Raw genomic sequence first — 15225 nt, 5'->3', positions numbered from 1 at the left:
TCGAGTTCCACCGCCTCGGGTACCGCGGGAGAAGATCCCGCAGCAACTGGGCAATCTTCAGCCGATACCGTCCGTGTCGGCACCGGACTGCATGCCTCTCGCTTTCACACGGTGATGCTGTTCCTTCGGAGTCCAGAAGGACACTCGGCCATCCTGGGTTTGGTCGGTTCCGTGCTCATCACGTTCGGTGGATTCGGTGCAGGCAGTGTGCGAAGACGCGATCCGCTGCTCGAGTCGATGCATTTGTCTTGGCTTCGATTCGGCCACGGCCTCGTTCTGTCGAGCATCATCGTCTGGATCGGCGTCCTGCTGATGATCATCGCGTGGGTTCGTCTGGGTCGTGCCACGCTCGGTGGTCGCACCACACTGGGCGAACTCCGCTGGATCGTCCCCGCCTGGACAGCCCCTCTTCTGTTCGCAGTGCCCATGTTCAGCCGAGACGCGTTTTCCTACCTTGCGCAGGGTGCCTTGCTGCGCGACGGCTTCGACCCGTATGGAGTTGGACCCGTTGCCAACCCAGGCATTCTCCTCGATAACGTCAGTAACGTCTGGACCACGACGACCGCTCCTTACGGGCCACTGTTCCTCCTCCTCGGTCAGGCGATCACCAGCATCACCGGTGACAACGTCATTGCCGGCACGATGCTGCTACGCATCACGATGCTCCCCGGTCTGGCACTGATGGTGTGGGCTGTCCCCCGGCTCGCCCGGCACCTCGGGGGCTCGGCACCACTCGCTTTGTGGCTGGCGGTACTCAATCCTCTCGTTCTGGTCCACTTGATCGGCGGGGTCCACAACGAGTTGCTGATGGTCGGCTTGATGACCGCCGGCATCGTGCTCGTTCTCGAACGGCATCACGTCGGTGGTGTCGCACTTGTCGCCTTGGCCGTTGCGATCAAAGCCACAGCAGGTCTCGCGTTACCGTTCATGGTGTGGATCTGGATGATTCACGAACGCGAGCGTGCGATCCAAGAGAATCGGACACCGCTGTCACCAATTGCCGCATTCGCGAAGACTGCAGGTATCGGCGCAGGTGTGTTTGCAGCAGTCTTCGTTGTCGCGTCCGCCGTCGCAGGAGTCGGAATAGGCTGGCTCACCGCACTGTCAGGTTCGGCAAAGATCATCAACTGGCTTTCTCTGCCTACGATATTGGCCCATCTCACCACGGTCAGCACGTCCTGGTTCCTCGATGTACGCCTCGGACCTGTCCTCGACGTGACTCGCATGCTGTGTGCCATCGCCCTTGCTGTCATCATCGTCGGCACCTGGTGGCTCTACCGCAAGACCGAGCGCGACGCCGTCAAGGGGATCGTCATCGCGCTGGTTGCGATCGTCGTGCTCTCCCCTGCTGCGCTGCCCTGGTATTACTCGTGGCCACTCGCGCTTGCTGCTGGTTTCGCACTGTCGACACGAACGCTGATGATTCTCGTCGGTCTGTCGACGTGGCTGATGCTCGTATTCAGACCCGATGGATCCATCGGCCTCTACACTTTCGCTCACGTGGTGCTCGCAACGTTCGCGGCCGTCGTGGCAGGGCTTTCACTCACCCGAGTAGACCCTCTGCGACTGCGTGCCGGACACACCGACCGCAAGCCGACGATCGAATCCGACACTCCAGCCGAGAACACCGAAGTGAGTAAAGCGGACCATGGGTGAACTAGACGCTATCGACCCGGCCCTGCACGACGCGTATCGCCTGTGCCGTGACCTGAACGCGCAGCACGGAAAGACGTATTTCCTCGCAACGCGCCTGCTTCCCAGCGACAAGCGGGCAGGAGTGCACGCACTGTACGGCTTTGCTCGAATGGTCGACGACATCGTCGATGTTGACGTGGACTCGGCCGACGTCGAGCTCGAGACGACGACCGCCGCCCCGATCGGCACCACGGTGTCGCAATCCGATCGCGATGCTGCCGCCAAACTCGACGTCCTCGAGCAACGGGTACGCAATGCTCTCGGCGGCGCAGTCTTGGGATCGAGCCGATCGGACAGAGTTCTACAAGCGCTGGCGGACACCACAGCGCGATACTCCATCCCACACGAGTACTACTTTGCGTTTCTTCACTCCATGCGCATGGACATCCCGGGCACACCGATGTTCAAGTCCCGCTATCGGACGATAGCCGAGCTCGACGAATACATGTACGGCTCCGCCGCAGTGATCGGTCTGGAGATGCTCCCGATCCTCGGCACCTCGACGAACATGGCCGACGCAGTACGTCCCGCCGCGGCACTCGGTGAAGCTTTCCAGCTGACGAACTTCATTCGGGACATGGGTGAGGATCTCGACCGCGACCGGATCTACCTTCCGACAGACGAACTGGAGGCATTCGGCGTCGACGAGGAGCTACTGCGAGAGTGTCGGCAATCAGGTCGCACCGACGCCCGAATCAATCGAGCGTTGGCACACCTCATCGCGCACACCCGGGCGGTCTATCGAGACGCCGAACCAGGAATCGACATGTTGGCACCGTCCGTCCAGCCAGGAATGCGCACCGCGTTGCTGCTGTACGGAGGGATCCTTCGTGAAGTCGAAGACGGCGGCTACCGGGTGCTCATCGAACGCGCCCGGGTTCCACAATGGCGTCGAGTATCGGTTGCGGCGCCGAGATTGGCTGCCACCGGATGGACCATGGTTCGCGAAAGGGCACGGCTCAGAAGGCCATCGCTTGAGCGCGCCTGATGACCTCTCGCATCAAATCCCCGTGCAGTGCTTCGGCGGGAGTTCCGGGAAGACTGGAGTCCTCCTCGAACAGCCACTTCAAGATTTCCTCGTCCTGATACCCGCCATCGTGCAATACCGCCAGAAGCCCCGGCAGACCTTTCACGATCTGACCGCTTCGGGCGTCGAGGAACACTTCGGGGACACCGGGAACCCTGTTCCGCTTGACTGCGAGGAGCTGGCGGTCGCGGAGCATCTGCTCGACTCTGGCCTTCGGCACTTCGAGAACCTTGCTGACATCCGCCAGCTGCAGCAGGGAGACGGACGGGTCGAGGACATCGTCGGAATAAGGGATTGTGCTCACTCCGGTAACGTTAACGGGTTCGAGCTCGTATACGAAAAGCACTGCTGCAGGGCTGGCGCCCGCAGAGAATCCCGCTAGGCGACACGTCGTGCTGCGAGACAGTGTCGATATCTACGCTGTTTATCATCGATTCCGTCTTGAAGAAAAGTGAAATGAGGTGCTCCACGGTGATGACCGGAGGGTCCGTGTCGGTAGGTTCATTGCTGGACCGGCGCTACCGAATCGACGCACCGATCGCCCGCGGTGGAATGTCGACGGTGTACCGAGCGCTCGATACACGCCTGGATCGGCCGGTGGCGGTAAAGATCATGGACCCCGCATTCGCCGCGGATCCCCAGTTCGTCGCACGCTTCGAGTTCGAGGCACGAGCGGTGGCCAGGCTGACCAATCCGGGCCTCGTCGCCGTCTACGACCACGGACGCGACGGCGAGTTCGCATTTCTCGTCATGGAGTTGGTCGAAGGCGGAACGCTGCGCGAACTGCTCCGTGAACGCGGTCCGATGCCCCCGCATGCCGCAGCTGCCGTCGTACGGCCGGTACTCGAGGCGCTCGGAACAGCGCATCGCGCCGGACTCGTCCACCGCGACGTCAAGCCCGAGAACATCCTCATCTCGGACTCCGGTGACGTCAAGATCGCCGACTTCGGGCTCGTGCGGGCCGTCGCAGCGTCGAATACGACGTCCAGCAGTGTCATTCTCGGCACGGCGGCCTACTTGTCTCCCGAGCAGGTGACCACCGGTTCGGCCAATGCCGGCAGCGATGTCTTCGGTGTCGGGGTCGTGCTGTTCGAGCTACTGACCGGCCGGACGCCTTTCACTGGGGACACCTCGCTGTCCATCGCCTACCAACGCATCGACAACGATGTCCCCCGCCCCAGCGAGATCATCGCCGGGGTACCGGGAGAATTCGACGATCTGGTCCGCCACGCCACGATCCGCGATCCGGCGGGCCGATTCCAGAACGCCGACGAGATGGCCCGCGCGTTGGCGAGCGTCTGCGCAAAGCTCGAACTGCCTTCGTATCGGGTCCCCGCACCCAGGCGCTCTGCCGAACACAGCAGCGCCGCCGCGATGGGTGCTCCGACCACATTCGCTGGACAGCGTCACGAGCCGCAGGCCCCTGCCACGGAGGTAGTAGCCCTCCCTCAGGCCGAGGCTGTCCATCACACCCGCGTCCAGACGGCACCGACGTCGAGGCCGGAGTACGACTACGAAGACACCCCGCAGCCCGCTGCGGTAGGCCGTCGCCAATACCAGTTTCCGGATTTCGACGCGGACAGGCACCGGTCTCGAAGAACTATCGTCATCTGGCTCACCATCGTGGCATTGCTGGCGGTGTTGGTCGGGTTCGGCGGATGGTGGATGGGTTCCGGACGGTACACCTCGGTACCCGTAGTGGAGGGATTGGACATCGCGGCCGCCGCGAACACGCTCGAATCCGCCGGGTTGACGAGCACTACTCGCGGCACGTATTCCGACAGTGTGCCGCTCGACGCCCTCATCGGAACAGATCCCGGCTCCGGCTCACGGGTCACCAAGGGTGAGGAAGTTTTTCTACTCGTCTCCCTCGGCGCGCCGACCGTCCCCGACGTCGCTCCGAGCACCGCTGTCGGTGATATGCAGCGCCAACTCCGCGATCGCACGTTCGTGCCCGTCGACGGAGGAGAAACGTTCAGCACCACCGCGCCGGTCGGTGCCGTCGCGGCGCTGAATCCCGCACCTGGCACCGTCCTGTCCGTCGGAGACACCGTCAAAGTATTGCGATCCAAAGGTGCTCCCCCCGTGACGATTCCAGACGTAACCGGCAAGTCTGCGGAGGAGGCAACTGCCGAGCTGGCCACTGTCGGCATATCTGTCTCGGCGACCCAGTTGGCGTTCGACAAGTCGACCGACGGCGGAAAAGTAATTGCCACCGACCCAGCGATCGGGGGCACCGTCAACGCCGGCAGCACGGTGACCCTGAAGGTGTCCAATGCGATCACCGTGCCGTCGCTACTCGGACGCTCGGTGGGATCTGCTCGCGGCACACTGGAACGGCTGGAACTGGGTGTCCAGGTTCGGCAAGTCGTGGACACCGATGGGTCACTGGTCATCACCCAGAACCCGAGCCCAGGGTCCAGAGTGGCCCCGGGTTCTTCGGTGTCCGTCGTCTCCCTCCCCTGATCGGACAGTGAGCTGATCGCACTGTGAGCAGGGAGACGCTCATGCGAGGGCTCAGCCGCGCAACATCTCCGCAACCAGGAACGCAAGCTCGAGCGACTGCTGCGTGTTCAGCCGGGGGTCACATGCTGTCTCGTAACGACCGGAGAGGTCGAGGTCGGAGATATCCTGTGCGCCGCCGAGGCATTCGGTCACATTGTCACCGGTCAGTTCGACGTGAATACCGCCTGGATGTGTTCCGAGCCCATTGTGGATCTCGAAGAACCCTTGAACCTCGTCGACGATCCTGTCGAAGTGACGTGTCTTGTATCCGGTCGACGCCTCGTGAGTGTTGCCATGCATCGGATCGCACTGCCAGATGACCTGGTGCCCTGTTGCTTGCACCTTCTCGATGATCGGGGGCAGCAAATCCCGCACCTTGCCGTTGCCCATGCGCGAAATGAGGGTCAACCGTCCCGGCTTGTTCGTGGGGTCGAGTCGTTCGACGTATTCCACGGCCATCTCGGGGGTAGTGCTCGGCCCGATCTTCAAGCCGATGGGGTTGGAAATGAGTTCGGCCAGTGCGATGTGGGCACCGTCGAGTTGGCGCGTGCGATCGCCGATCCACAAGAAATGCGCCGAAAGGTCGTAGAGCTTGGGGTGATCGTCGGTGTTGTCGAGCCGCAGCATCGCGCGCTCGTAGTCGAGCACCAGCGCTTCGTGACTCGCATAAATCTGCGCGGTGTGCAGGTTCGGGTCTTTGACGCCACACGCATCCATGAAGCGGAGGCCTCGATCGATCTCGCCTGCGAGGGCTTCGTAGCGCGCACCTGCAGGCGAATTGGCGACGAATTCACGGTTCCAGTCGTGGACCTTGTGCAGATCCGCCATTCCGGCACCGGTCAGCGCTCGCACGAGGTTCATCGCAGCACTTGCGTTCGCGTACGCACGGACCAGTCGCGATGGGTCGTGGCCTCGCACTGCCTCGTCGGCTACCAACGAGTTCACCATGTCTCCGCGGTAGGACAGCAGTCCGAGTGCGTCGGTGTTGGCAGACCGCGGCTTTGCGTACTGCCCCGCGATTCGCGCCACCTTGACCACGGGCATGCTCGCGCCGTAGGTAAGAACCACGGCCATCTGCAAAAGCGTGCGGATATTCCCCTTGATATGCGGTTCGGTGTTGTCTGCGAAAGTCTCCGCGCAGTCGCCACCCTGCAACAAGAACGCCTCACCACGGGCGACGGCGGCAAGCTTGTCCGACAACGCCTCTACCTCGCCCGCAACCGTGATCGGAGGGACGCTCTCGAGCACCTTGCGCATGTCGGCTGCCTGCTCGGGGTCCCACTGCGGCTGCTGCGCCGCAGGCTTGGCCAGCGCGTCGTCCAACTGAGAGCGCAACGTCGGAGACAGCGGAGGAAGTTCGGGCAAGCGGTCGATGGGTACGTCGACAGTCCAGTTCACGTACCTAGGATATTCGCTGGCCGCAGCGTGGTCTCCGACGGGTTGTCCGTCCGTGCCGTCGGGAACACATATTCAGCCAGAATCAGGCCGACGCAGCCTCGATAGCGATGAACTTAGCCAGGTTGTGCCGCGCGTCGGCGAGGGCGTCGTGGGCATCATCGGGGACCGCAGGCAATGCCGGGCTCCCCCGATCTTCCCAATGCTGCCGGAGCTCGCGGCTGAATCTCGGCAGCGACCTCGGTAGTTCGGTCATCGATCCCCAGAGTTGGCACAGTGCGACGTGGTCGTAGGCAGCCACCCAAGCCCACAACTCCACCTCGGCACCTGGATACGGCACCAGGAACTCGAGCAGTTCGTCGCGAATTCGGGATCTGCCCATCCACAGCGGCGACGAGTACGGTGGCAGCTTGGGCAGGACGTTTCGCCGGACCCATTTGCCGGCGCGGGAGGGATCGAACTCGGAGGAGACTGCATAGAACTCGCGGCCGTCCTCGGAGACCACAGCGATCGAGACGAGCTCGATTGTGCGACCATCCTCGATGAACTCGGTGTCGTAGAAGTAGCGCACGCAGGACACACTAGCCCCGGCGGTAGCGCCGACAAAGATCGCCCGCCATCAGAAGGAACACCCGTTGACACCTCCCGAGACCTCCGACCCGATCGATATCGGCGTCGACGACACCGCCACGCCGGCGAACGGCGTCCGATCCACAGCGCCGGTTGTCCGAAGGACAGCCGTGGCGATCTCGTGCATCGTGATAGTTGCGGGCGTCGCTGCGGGCATCGCCTACAACTTGTTCACGCTTCCCGGTCTTCGTGGGCTGGACGTTCTGGGTGACTACTACAGGATCGATCTGGACGTGTATCGGATCGGCGGCGGCATCTTCGCCTCAGGCTCACCGCTGTACGGTCAGATGCCCGCGACCGCGCTGGGAAACACTCTCCCGTTCACCTATCCCCCGATCGCGGCGGTCCTCTTCAGCCCGTTGTCGATGATCTCGCTCTACTGGGCCGGCATCGTGGTGACTGCACTGTCTTTGGCGCTGCTGGTGACCACAATCGTACTGACGCTGGTTTCTCTCGGGTACTCTCCCAAAACCTTGTTGCTGTGGGCAGCCGGCGCAATCTTCGCGGTGTCGATGATTCTCGAGCCCGTCTTCTCCACACTCGACTACGGACAGGTCAACATCATCCTGATGGTGTTCGTTGCTGCGGATTGTCTGCCGAAGAAGACCCCTTGGCCTCGTGGTGTCCTCATCGGATTCGTCGCAGCCGTGAAATTGACGCCCGCTGTTTTCGTCCTCTTCTTCCTGATTCGCAAGGACTTTCGGGCGGCCGTCATCTCGGGCGTGAGCTTTGCCGCGTTCACCGCCATCGGCTTCCTGGCAACAACGTCCGATTCGGTCGAATACTGGACGCACACCCTCGTCGACTCCGACCGAATCGGCAAACCTGCCTACCCAGCGAACCAGAGCATCACCGGAGTTCTTGCACGGCTAGGACTCGACGACTCGATGCGGTCGGTGTTGTGGATCGCGCTGTCCTTCGGTGCGCTTGCACTCAGCGCGCTCGCTATGCGGAAGGCGTTCGAGGCCGATCTCACTGCCATAGCCCTCGGCGTGAACGCCGTTCTCGGGCTACTTGTTTCGCCGATCTCGTGGTCACACCATTGGGTGTGGGTCGTGCCGTTCCTCGTTGCACTTGCGACTTCTGCTTATCGTCAGCGAAGCGCCTGGCTGGTGTTCCTGGTCGGCATCGGCCTCGTGCTGTTCCATTTCGCGCCACACTGGCGCCTCGCGCCAGGTCGCTCCTCGGGCCTCGGGTGGCCACTGTGGGACCAGTTGGCAGCGTCGTCGTACGTCTGGTGGGGAATTGCGGCAATAGCCACGGTGGCCTTCTCCACTTGGAAAACCTCACAGCGGAAGGCCACGAACAGCTCACATGAACTCCCGCCGACCGAGCCGACACCGGCCGACTCGCATCGGTGAGCTCAGCTCGCTTTGGAGTCCGGGAGACGCTCGGGGTCGATGCCGGCCACGGGCGCTACCGGGGCGTTCTTGAGGGATGCGGCGTAGACATCGACGTACTCCTGACCGGACAACAACATCAGGTCGTACATCACTTCGTCGGTCACCGCTCGCTCGACGAACCGATTACCCGCCATGCCTTCGAAGCGAGAAAAATCGATAGGTTTGCCGATCTTGATGGTGACTTTCGACGGCTTCCAGATCTTCGAACCGATGGGATTCATCTTGTCGGTTCCGATCATCGCCACCGGCACCACCTGTACTCCGGTCTCCAGAGCCAGTCGGGCCATACCGGTCTTGCCCTTGTACAGCCTTCCATCCGGTGAGCGTGTGCCCTCCGGATAGATGCCGAGCAGTTTGCCCTTGGCGATCACCCGAGCGCCGGCGTTGAGCGCATCCTGCGCAGCATCGGCACCCGTCCGGTCGATCGGCACCTGACCGACCGCTGTGAAGAACCACTTCTGGAATGAGCCCTTGAGTCCCGAACCTGTGAAGTATTCACTCTTGGCCAGGAACGTGATTCTTCGCTGCACTTTCAACGGCAGATAGAACGAATCGAGAACTGCCTGATGATTACTCGCCAGAATTACCGGCCCCCGCGCCGGGATGTTCTCGGCGCCTTCTACTGTCGGTCGGCCCATCGCAATCAGAATGGGACCGATAAGCACGTACTTGACCAACCAGTACCACATGGGGTCCTTCCTGATTCGAGACTGTCTGTCCCCGCGGATTCGACGTTGACTCTACCCACCGTTTATGACACCAGCCACAACAACTCGGCAGCCGCGACAGAGGTCACACGCAACTAACGCGCATCGATCAGAAATTCGGAACGCGCAAGGTCCGCCGCACCGATCATGCCAGCCGCTTCACCGAGTTGTGTGCTCACGATCCGCGCAAGCGGCCGGTGACCAGCACCGGTGATGAGTCGCGCATAGTGCCCCCGCGCCTCGTCCAGGAACTGACCCGACGAAGTCGCCACCCCGCCTGCGATGACGATCAAATCCGGATCATAGACATCGCTGACCAAAGCAAGACCGACCCCGAGCCAACGAGCAAAGTCGGCCATCGTGCGTCGCGCGATCTCATCGCCGTCCTGCGCGGCGGAGGCGATACGGCGGCCGGTGAGTGATCCCGGATCGAGAAAAACCTCGCGCGCCAGAATCGTGGACGACGGTTGGTCGGCAGCGAGGAATTCGACGGCCGTGTCGACGAGCGCAGTTCCGCTGCAATACCGTTCCCAACATCCGCGCTTTCCGCACGGGCAGGCACGACCGTCGGGGACGACCTGGATATGCCCCAGCTCCGGTGCAACACCATGACTACCTCGATAGATGCGACCATCGATCAGGAGTGCAGCCCCGATTCCCGTGCCTATCGACACCATCACCACGTTTCGACCGCCTGCCGCAGCACCGAAACGATATTCGGCCCATGCGGCCGAATTGGCATCGTGTTCGAGAAGAACCGGCAAACCGATGCGCTCGCTCATCCGACTGGCCACCGGCGTGTCGATCCACGGCAGGTGCGGCGCGAATCTTACCGAGGTTCGGTCCGAGTCGATGAACCCTGCGACAGCAAGCCCGACCGCGGAAACAGGATGTCGGGCGGCGAGTTCCTGGACGGCTCGATCGAGACCGTGCTCGAGGGCGGCAGCCGAATGAGGCGTGGGCGACTGGGCGGAATCGATGACCTGACCGGACGAATCGACGACGGCGGCACGCAGGCTGGTACCACCGACATCGATGCCGATGGTGAGCAATTCTCGACGCCGCTTCATTACTGACCCTTCCAGTGCCGCCAGCCCCCGAAAAACGACATCGACGATACTTACCGATTCGCACCGGATCTTTCAGATCTCGAATCTCGCCGCTGTCCCGATCGAACTACACCGGATCCTTGACAGTGACGGTAATCGGTACGAATCCGCCTCGTCGAACTACCGGCTCTTCCGTGTCCTGTGCCTCAGCCTGACCCGCCGGGTGATCCGGACCATGCCCGTCGGTGGCGGTGGCGGTGTCGACTCCTGGGTCCTGGGTTGTCGCTGTCGAGGCGTGCGTCGCTTGCGCAGCCGGACCATCCATGTGCTCGGCAACCAATTGCCGGATCATTGCGATGACGGTGGCACCCTCGGTCGCGAGAACTGTGAGTAGATCGTGTTGCTCGCCCCTGATCAACGCAGACAATGCACACACCGGGCACCAACTGCATCCCTGACGTGGGCGCTCCTGCTGATCGGCAACGGCTTGGCGGAGCATCGGCTCGACGCGTGTGAGCACGGTTTCGGCCAACGCCCACAGCTCGGCTGCGACGTCGGAATGCTCGGTGGTCATCTACAGCGTCACCTTTCAGGCCGGCCACAGGGCCGGGTCGGGCCGGAAACGGACCACGAGATTTCCGGATTCGAACTCTGCGCCGAAAACTACACAACGACGCAGCACCGAAGCCAAGCGAACCCGCTTGCGGGTTCCGTCGGCACCGATGATCACGTCGTCCTCCACTCGCCCGAGACTGACCGTCGACGGGTCGACGACCGGGAGACGCAGCGTCATCGTGTACACCGATTCCAACCCCGATCCCGACTCGCGCGCCACCACTGGTTTATCGAACTGGCGTGCGGCGATGTCGGCCCCACCCGATCGCCCGGCCCCCGCTCGGTTTTTCACTGTGACGACACCCACCCGAGTCTCCAGCGCGCGGAGAGATGCCAACCCTACCGGTTCGTCTGCACTTTGTTCCACGACCAGCAACGAACAACCCCGCGCAAGCTGCTCGACGTCGGCAAGGCGGGCCTGCTGGGCTGCGCGCCAACTCTCGAACCACAATACCGCCGGGTGCACACCTACCAGCCCCATCGACGGTGACTCGAGGTCTGGCAGAACCTTGTTGACGATCACCTCGGCGACCGGCAAGCCCATCAATGCAGCCGCCGACATCGTCCGACGTGCCTCCGCGACCCCGACCGAATCCGGCGTCAGAACGATTGTCGCCGTCGTTCGCCGGTGATCGAACAACAGCTCACGAACTGCGTCGGAGTCTGCGAGGACGCGTTCCATCGCTGCGACCAGAACAGTCAGACGTGGGTCCGTCCCGGTACCCGCGACGACCCGATCGTGTTGGGGCCAGAGGCGTTCCAGATAGCCACACAGCAGGTCTGGAAGCGCCAGGGTGCGCAACGCATCAGCGGTTGCCGGAAGGTCGACGAATACTGTGTCCCAAATTCTTTCGTCCACCAGTTCGACCAGCCGATGCAACCCGAGGAGTTCCTGGGCTCCCGGCGCGCCGACGATCTCTTCGGGGTCGATACCGCCGAAACGGACGCCGTGTTCGTGCCCCGTTCCTGCAAACGACACGATGGCCGAGATCGATCGGTAGCTCGCCTCCAGTAGCGCCAAGGTATCCAACTCGAGAACATCGAGTCCCTCGGCCACCGAACTGGGCCGATTACCGGCCGGCGACGTCGAATCATCCGAGGGTGGGCGTCCGAGAACATCGAGCAACGAATGTGCCTGATCGAATGACACCACCAACACTCGACGCCCCGACCTGGCGTCCGCAATCGCAGCCTTGGCAGCAAGCGTCGTCTTTCCCGCTCCGCCCTTTCCGACGAACAGTCGGACCATGGTGCGGGCGTCGGTGCGAGGCTCGCTCAGCCTTCGACCCGTTTCTTCAGCTCTTTGAGCGCGGTGTCGGTGATGACCTTCTCCGCTTTGCGCTTGAACAACCCGATCATCGGAATGTTCAGATCTACCGTCAACTCGTAGACGACATCGGTTCGTCCGTCACCGGTGGCCTTCAACGTGTAGGACCCCGACTGCGACTTCTGCATTTCACCCGATACGAGCTCCCATGCCACCGCCATTCCATCCGGTGCCCAGTCGTAACGAAGTTCGTAGGTGTCCTTGACCATTCCAGCGTCGAGGACGAACTTGACGCGGTCCGCTCGACCGTTCGAGCCGGTAGCCAGCACCTCCACTGACTTCGCTGCCGAGACCCAGGACGGATACGCGTCGAAGTCTGCGATCACGTCCATTACCTGTGCGGACGGAGCGTCGACGGTGATCGACCTCTGAGTTTTCTCGGCCATGCTGTTGGTCCGCTTCCTCTCTCATTCGGTGTCGATGGGCTTGTCTCACCCACGCATCGGCGCTCGCCGTCGACGCCCCTCATCACACACGATCACCTACTGTCCGCACAACGGGGACCGCAAGTGAGCGCGCTTCGCCTCTAGATTCGTGCGTGATCCGGACGTTCGCCCGCAGCGCGGCCTGCCTCCAATTCACGCTTGAGCGCGAATGCCATCGATTTTCCTGCAATCCTTCGCCTGCGGTTCTCGCCGACAAGGTCTAGTCCTTCTCGTCCAGCGGGTGGCTCTGCGTGCAAAAAATAATGGACGATCACGCCGTCGAGGACCGGGACTTCCTCGAGCCACACTTCCATCGTCCCGGTCAGCGCTCCGTCGATGGTCCAACGGATGCCTTTCTCGCCCCGATCTTCGGACACCTCGATCCGCAGGTCAGGCCACCACGACCGCCAACGATCTCTCGGCGCCATCGCCTCGGAGACGCGCGCGCCCGGAACAGCAATGAAGGTTTGATCCGCTACTTGGATACTGCTCATCGAAAGAGCTTCACATATATCTTTCGCGGCGCCGCACCTGAGGCGGTCGAACTGCTACTTAAAGCCGGACTACAGTACAAACAATCCGAGCTACTCGTGAGTAGAGCTAACCGATCCGTTGTTGGAGGTACCCCCGTGCGTGAGTTCACTGTGCCCGCCCGATTCGAAATCGAGGACGGGGAATCGGCAGTCGATTCCGTTTTCACCCGCCGGGCTTCGGCACCCGAGTCGGTGGCGTTTCTCCGCCAAGAGAACGGCAACTGGATCGACGTCACTGCCGAGCAGTTCGCGACTCAGGTCGTATCGGTTGCCAAAGGACTGATTGCCTCCGGTGTCGAGCAGGGTGATCGCGTCGCATTGATGTCCTCGACGCGCTACGAATGGTCGGTACTCGACTATGCGATCTGGGCGGCAGGCGGCGTGACGGTTCCGGTCTACGAGACATCATCTGCCAATCAGGTCGAGTGGATTCTGTCCGACGCCGAGCCGGTTCTACTCGTGCTGGAAAACGGGCAGCACCGCGACGAAACCGCCGACGTCGTCACAGCGTCGACGACGGTACGTAGGACGTTCCAGGTGGACGGTACAACTGCCGATACCGGCGCGATCCACGAATTGACCGAACTCGGCGCGGCCACTGCCGACGGCGTGGTCGAGGCGCGTGTCGCTGCCCTACGTTCGTCCGATCCGGCGACCCTCATCTACACCTCCGGTACTACCGGCCGCCCCAAGGGCGTACAGCTCACCCACGCCAATCTCCTAGCGGAGTCCAAGGGAATCCGCGAGACGACGCTGAAGACACTGCTGAGGGGCGGCACGCGGACCCTGATGTTCCTGCCGCTCGCGCACGTGTTGGCCCGCGCCGTCACGATTGCGGCCTTCGATGCGGGGACAACAGTCGGCCACACGAACGACATCCCCAACCTCGTCGCGACGTTCGGGTCGTTCAAACCCGACTTCATCCTGTCGGTTCCTCGAGTGTTCGAGAAAGTGTTCAACACCGCGAAGCAGAAGGCACACGCCGACGGCAAGGGAAAGATCTTCGACGCGGCCGCCGACACAGCTGTCGCGTGGAGCCAGTCGAAGGACGACGGCTCCACCGGAGTCGTTCTTCGGGTCAAGCATGCAGTGTTCGACAAACTCGTCTACTCGAAACTCCGCGCGGCTCTGGGTGGCAACTGCAAGCTGGCAATCTCCGGCGGCGCCCCGCTCGGCGCACGACTCGGCCACTTCTATCGCGGAATCGGGGTACCGATCTACGAGGGATACGGACTGACCGAGACCAGTGCTGCCTTTGCGGTGAATACGATCGGATATCAACACGTCGGCAGTGTCGGTCGACCCCTCCCCGGCAACACCGTCCGTATCGCCCCCGACGGCGAAATTCAGCTGCGCGGCCCTGTTGTGTTCGCCGGCTACTGGCGAAACGAAGAAGCGACTGCCGAGTCCCTGGACGACGGATGGTTCTGTACCGGCGACCTCGGTTCGCTCGACGCCGACGGGTACATCACGATCACCGGCCGCAAGAAAGAATTGATCGTCACCGCAGGTGGGAAGAACGTCTCGCCCGCAGGTCTGGAAGATCAACTGCGCGCGCATGCCCTGATCAGTCAAGCAATCGTCGTCGGCGATCAGAAGCCATTCATCGGCGCGCTCTTGACGCTCGACACCGACGCTCTGACCGGCTGGAAAGCGCGCAACTCCAAACCCGCAGATTCATCTGCTGCCGACCTGACCACCGACCCGGACCTGATCGCAGAGATCGATGCGGCGATCGCTGAGGCAAACAAGTCGGTCTCACACGCCGAAGGGATCAAGAAGTACCGGATCCTGCCGAACGACTTCACCGAGGAGGCGGGCGAGGTGACACCGACGATGAAGCTCAAACGCAATGTGATCACGAAGTCCTACGCGGACGACGTCGAAGCGATCTACTCCAAGTAGTCACCGCCC

General features: G+C 62.3%; 14 protein-coding genes. 5 read left to right on the top strand and 9 right to left on the bottom strand.

The annotated features are described in order from the left end of the window. Window positions 1-114 precede the first annotated feature (114 nt). Window positions 115-1656, top strand: a complete 1542-nt coding sequence (locus tag QMK32_RS12090) for an alpha-(1->6)-mannopyranosyltransferase A (protein WP_283475353.1) — start codon at window positions 115-117, stop codon at window positions 1654-1656. Further along, on the top strand, window positions 1649-2683 hold the full coding sequence (locus QMK32_RS12085) for a phytoene/squalene synthase family protein (protein WP_269304024.1): 1035 nt from the start codon (window positions 1649-1651) through the stop codon (window positions 2681-2683). Before QMK32_RS12090 ends, QMK32_RS12085 begins: the two co-directional genes overlap by 8 nt. Here QMK32_RS12085 and QMK32_RS12080 read toward each other — a convergent pair. Further along, the gene (locus QMK32_RS12080) at window positions 2655-3026 is read right to left on the bottom strand and encodes an Rv2175c family DNA-binding protein (protein WP_269304026.1); all 372 of its coding nucleotides are present in this window, start codon (window positions 3024-3026) and stop codon (window positions 2655-2657) included. The two genes, QMK32_RS12085 and QMK32_RS12080, sit on opposite strands and share 29 nt — an antisense overlap. Window positions 3027-3196: 170 nt before the next feature. Between QMK32_RS12080 and pknB the strand changes: the two genes are divergently transcribed. After that, entirely contained in the window at window positions 3197-5188 is a 1992-nt protein-coding gene (pknB, locus tag QMK32_RS12075; RefSeq protein ID WP_283475187.1) for a Stk1 family PASTA domain-containing Ser/Thr kinase, read from the top strand. Between the two features lie 51 nt (window positions 5189-5239). On the opposite strand, the gene QMK32_RS12070 is transcribed toward pknB, so the two are convergent. Continuing rightward, window positions 5240-6625 carry a class II 3-deoxy-7-phosphoheptulonate synthase gene (locus QMK32_RS12070; protein ID WP_136172012.1) on the bottom strand — a complete coding sequence of 462 codons (1386 nt, stop codon included), beginning with the start codon at window positions 6623-6625 and terminating at the stop codon, window positions 5240-5242. Window positions 6626-6707: 82 nt separating this feature from the next. Next, a complete protein-coding gene (locus QMK32_RS12065; protein WP_136172011.1) occupies window positions 6708-7193 on the bottom strand; it encodes a polyadenylate-specific 3'-exoribonuclease AS in 486 nt (161 codons plus the stop codon). A 169-nt stretch (window positions 7194-7362) separates the two neighbouring features. On the opposite strand from QMK32_RS12065, the gene QMK32_RS12060 reads away from it, so the two are divergent. Next, window positions 7363-8613: a glycosyltransferase 87 family protein gene (locus QMK32_RS12060; protein WP_502943586.1), complete on the top strand. Its 1251-nt coding sequence runs from the start codon at window positions 7363-7365 to the stop codon at window positions 8611-8613. Between the two features lie 2 nt (window positions 8614-8615). Here the strand turns inward: QMK32_RS12060 and QMK32_RS12055 are convergent, their stop codons facing one another. From QMK32_RS12055 to QMK32_RS12030, 6 genes are all read right to left on the bottom strand, one after another. Then, window positions 8616-9344: a lysophospholipid acyltransferase family protein gene (locus QMK32_RS12055; RefSeq protein ID WP_283475186.1), complete on the bottom strand. Its 729-nt coding sequence runs from the start codon at window positions 9342-9344 to the stop codon at window positions 8616-8618. Between the two features lie 113 nt (window positions 9345-9457). Continuing rightward, the gene (locus QMK32_RS12050; RefSeq protein ID WP_283475185.1) at window positions 9458-10432 is read right to left on the bottom strand and encodes an ROK family protein; all 975 of its coding nucleotides are present in this window, start codon (window positions 10430-10432) and stop codon (window positions 9458-9460) included. A gap of 106 nt (window positions 10433-10538) precedes the next feature. Further along, on the bottom strand, window positions 10539-10985 hold the full coding sequence (locus QMK32_RS12045; RefSeq protein ID WP_283475184.1) for a hypothetical protein: 447 nt from the start codon (window positions 10983-10985) through the stop codon (window positions 10539-10541). A gap of 15 nt (window positions 10986-11000) precedes the next feature. Further along, window positions 11001-12275, bottom strand: coding sequence for an ArsA family ATPase (locus QMK32_RS12040; RefSeq protein WP_283475183.1), 1275 nt, complete (start codon window positions 12273-12275; stop codon window positions 11001-11003). Window positions 12276-12301: 26 nt separating this feature from the next. Then, the gene (locus tag QMK32_RS12035) at window positions 12302-12739 is read right to left on the bottom strand and encodes an SRPBCC family protein (RefSeq protein WP_283475182.1); all 438 of its coding nucleotides are present in this window, start codon (window positions 12737-12739) and stop codon (window positions 12302-12304) included. Window positions 12740-12879: 140 nt separating this feature from the next. Further along, complete coding sequence (locus QMK32_RS12030) at window positions 12880-13272, bottom strand: polyketide cyclase / dehydrase and lipid transport (protein ID WP_269304040.1); 393 nt, start codon at window positions 13270-13272, stop codon at window positions 12880-12882. Between the two features lie 135 nt (window positions 13273-13407). Between QMK32_RS12030 and QMK32_RS12025 the strand changes: the two genes are divergently transcribed. After that, entirely contained in the window at window positions 13408-15216 is a 1809-nt protein-coding gene (locus QMK32_RS12025) for an AMP-dependent synthetase/ligase (RefSeq protein WP_283475181.1), read from the top strand. Window positions 15217-15225 lie beyond the last annotated feature (9 nt).

The sequence above is a fragment of the Rhodococcus sp. H29-C3 genome (assembly GCF_030063405.1).
Taxonomy (GTDB): domain Bacteria; phylum Actinomycetota; class Actinomycetes; order Mycobacteriales; family Mycobacteriaceae; genus Rhodococcoides.
This window is presented reverse-complemented; position numbering and strand designations above follow the sequence as displayed.

Coding starts and splice junctions, on each gene's coding strand:
- QMK32_RS12040 (WP_283475183.1), bottom strand. CDS start 12,275: ATGGTCCGACTGTTCGTCGGAAAGGGCGGAGCGGGAAAGACGACGCTT.
- QMK32_RS12050 (WP_283475185.1), bottom strand. CDS start 10,432: ATGAAGCGGCGTCGAGAATTGCTCACCATCGGCATCGATGTCGGTGGT.
- pknB (WP_283475187.1), top strand. CDS start 3,197: ATGACCGGAGGGTCCGTGTCGGTAGGTTCATTGCTGGACCGGCGCTAC.
- QMK32_RS12055 (WP_283475186.1), bottom strand. CDS start 9,344: ATGTGGTACTGGTTGGTCAAGTACGTGCTTATCGGTCCCATTCTGATT.
- QMK32_RS12035 (WP_283475182.1), bottom strand. CDS start 12,739: ATGGCCGAGAAAACTCAGAGGTCGATCACCGTCGACGCTCCGTCCGCA.
- QMK32_RS12085 (WP_269304024.1), top strand. CDS start 1,649: ATGGGTGAACTAGACGCTATCGACCCGGCCCTGCACGACGCGTATCGC.
- QMK32_RS12045 (WP_283475184.1), bottom strand. CDS start 10,985: ATGACCACCGAGCATTCCGACGTCGCAGCCGAGCTGTGGGCGTTGGCC.
- QMK32_RS12090 (WP_283475353.1), top strand. CDS start 115: ATGCTGTTCCTTCGGAGTCCAGAAGGACACTCGGCCATCCTGGGTTTG.
- QMK32_RS12030 (WP_269304040.1), bottom strand. CDS start 13,272: ATGAGCAGTATCCAAGTAGCGGATCAAACCTTCATTGCTGTTCCGGGC.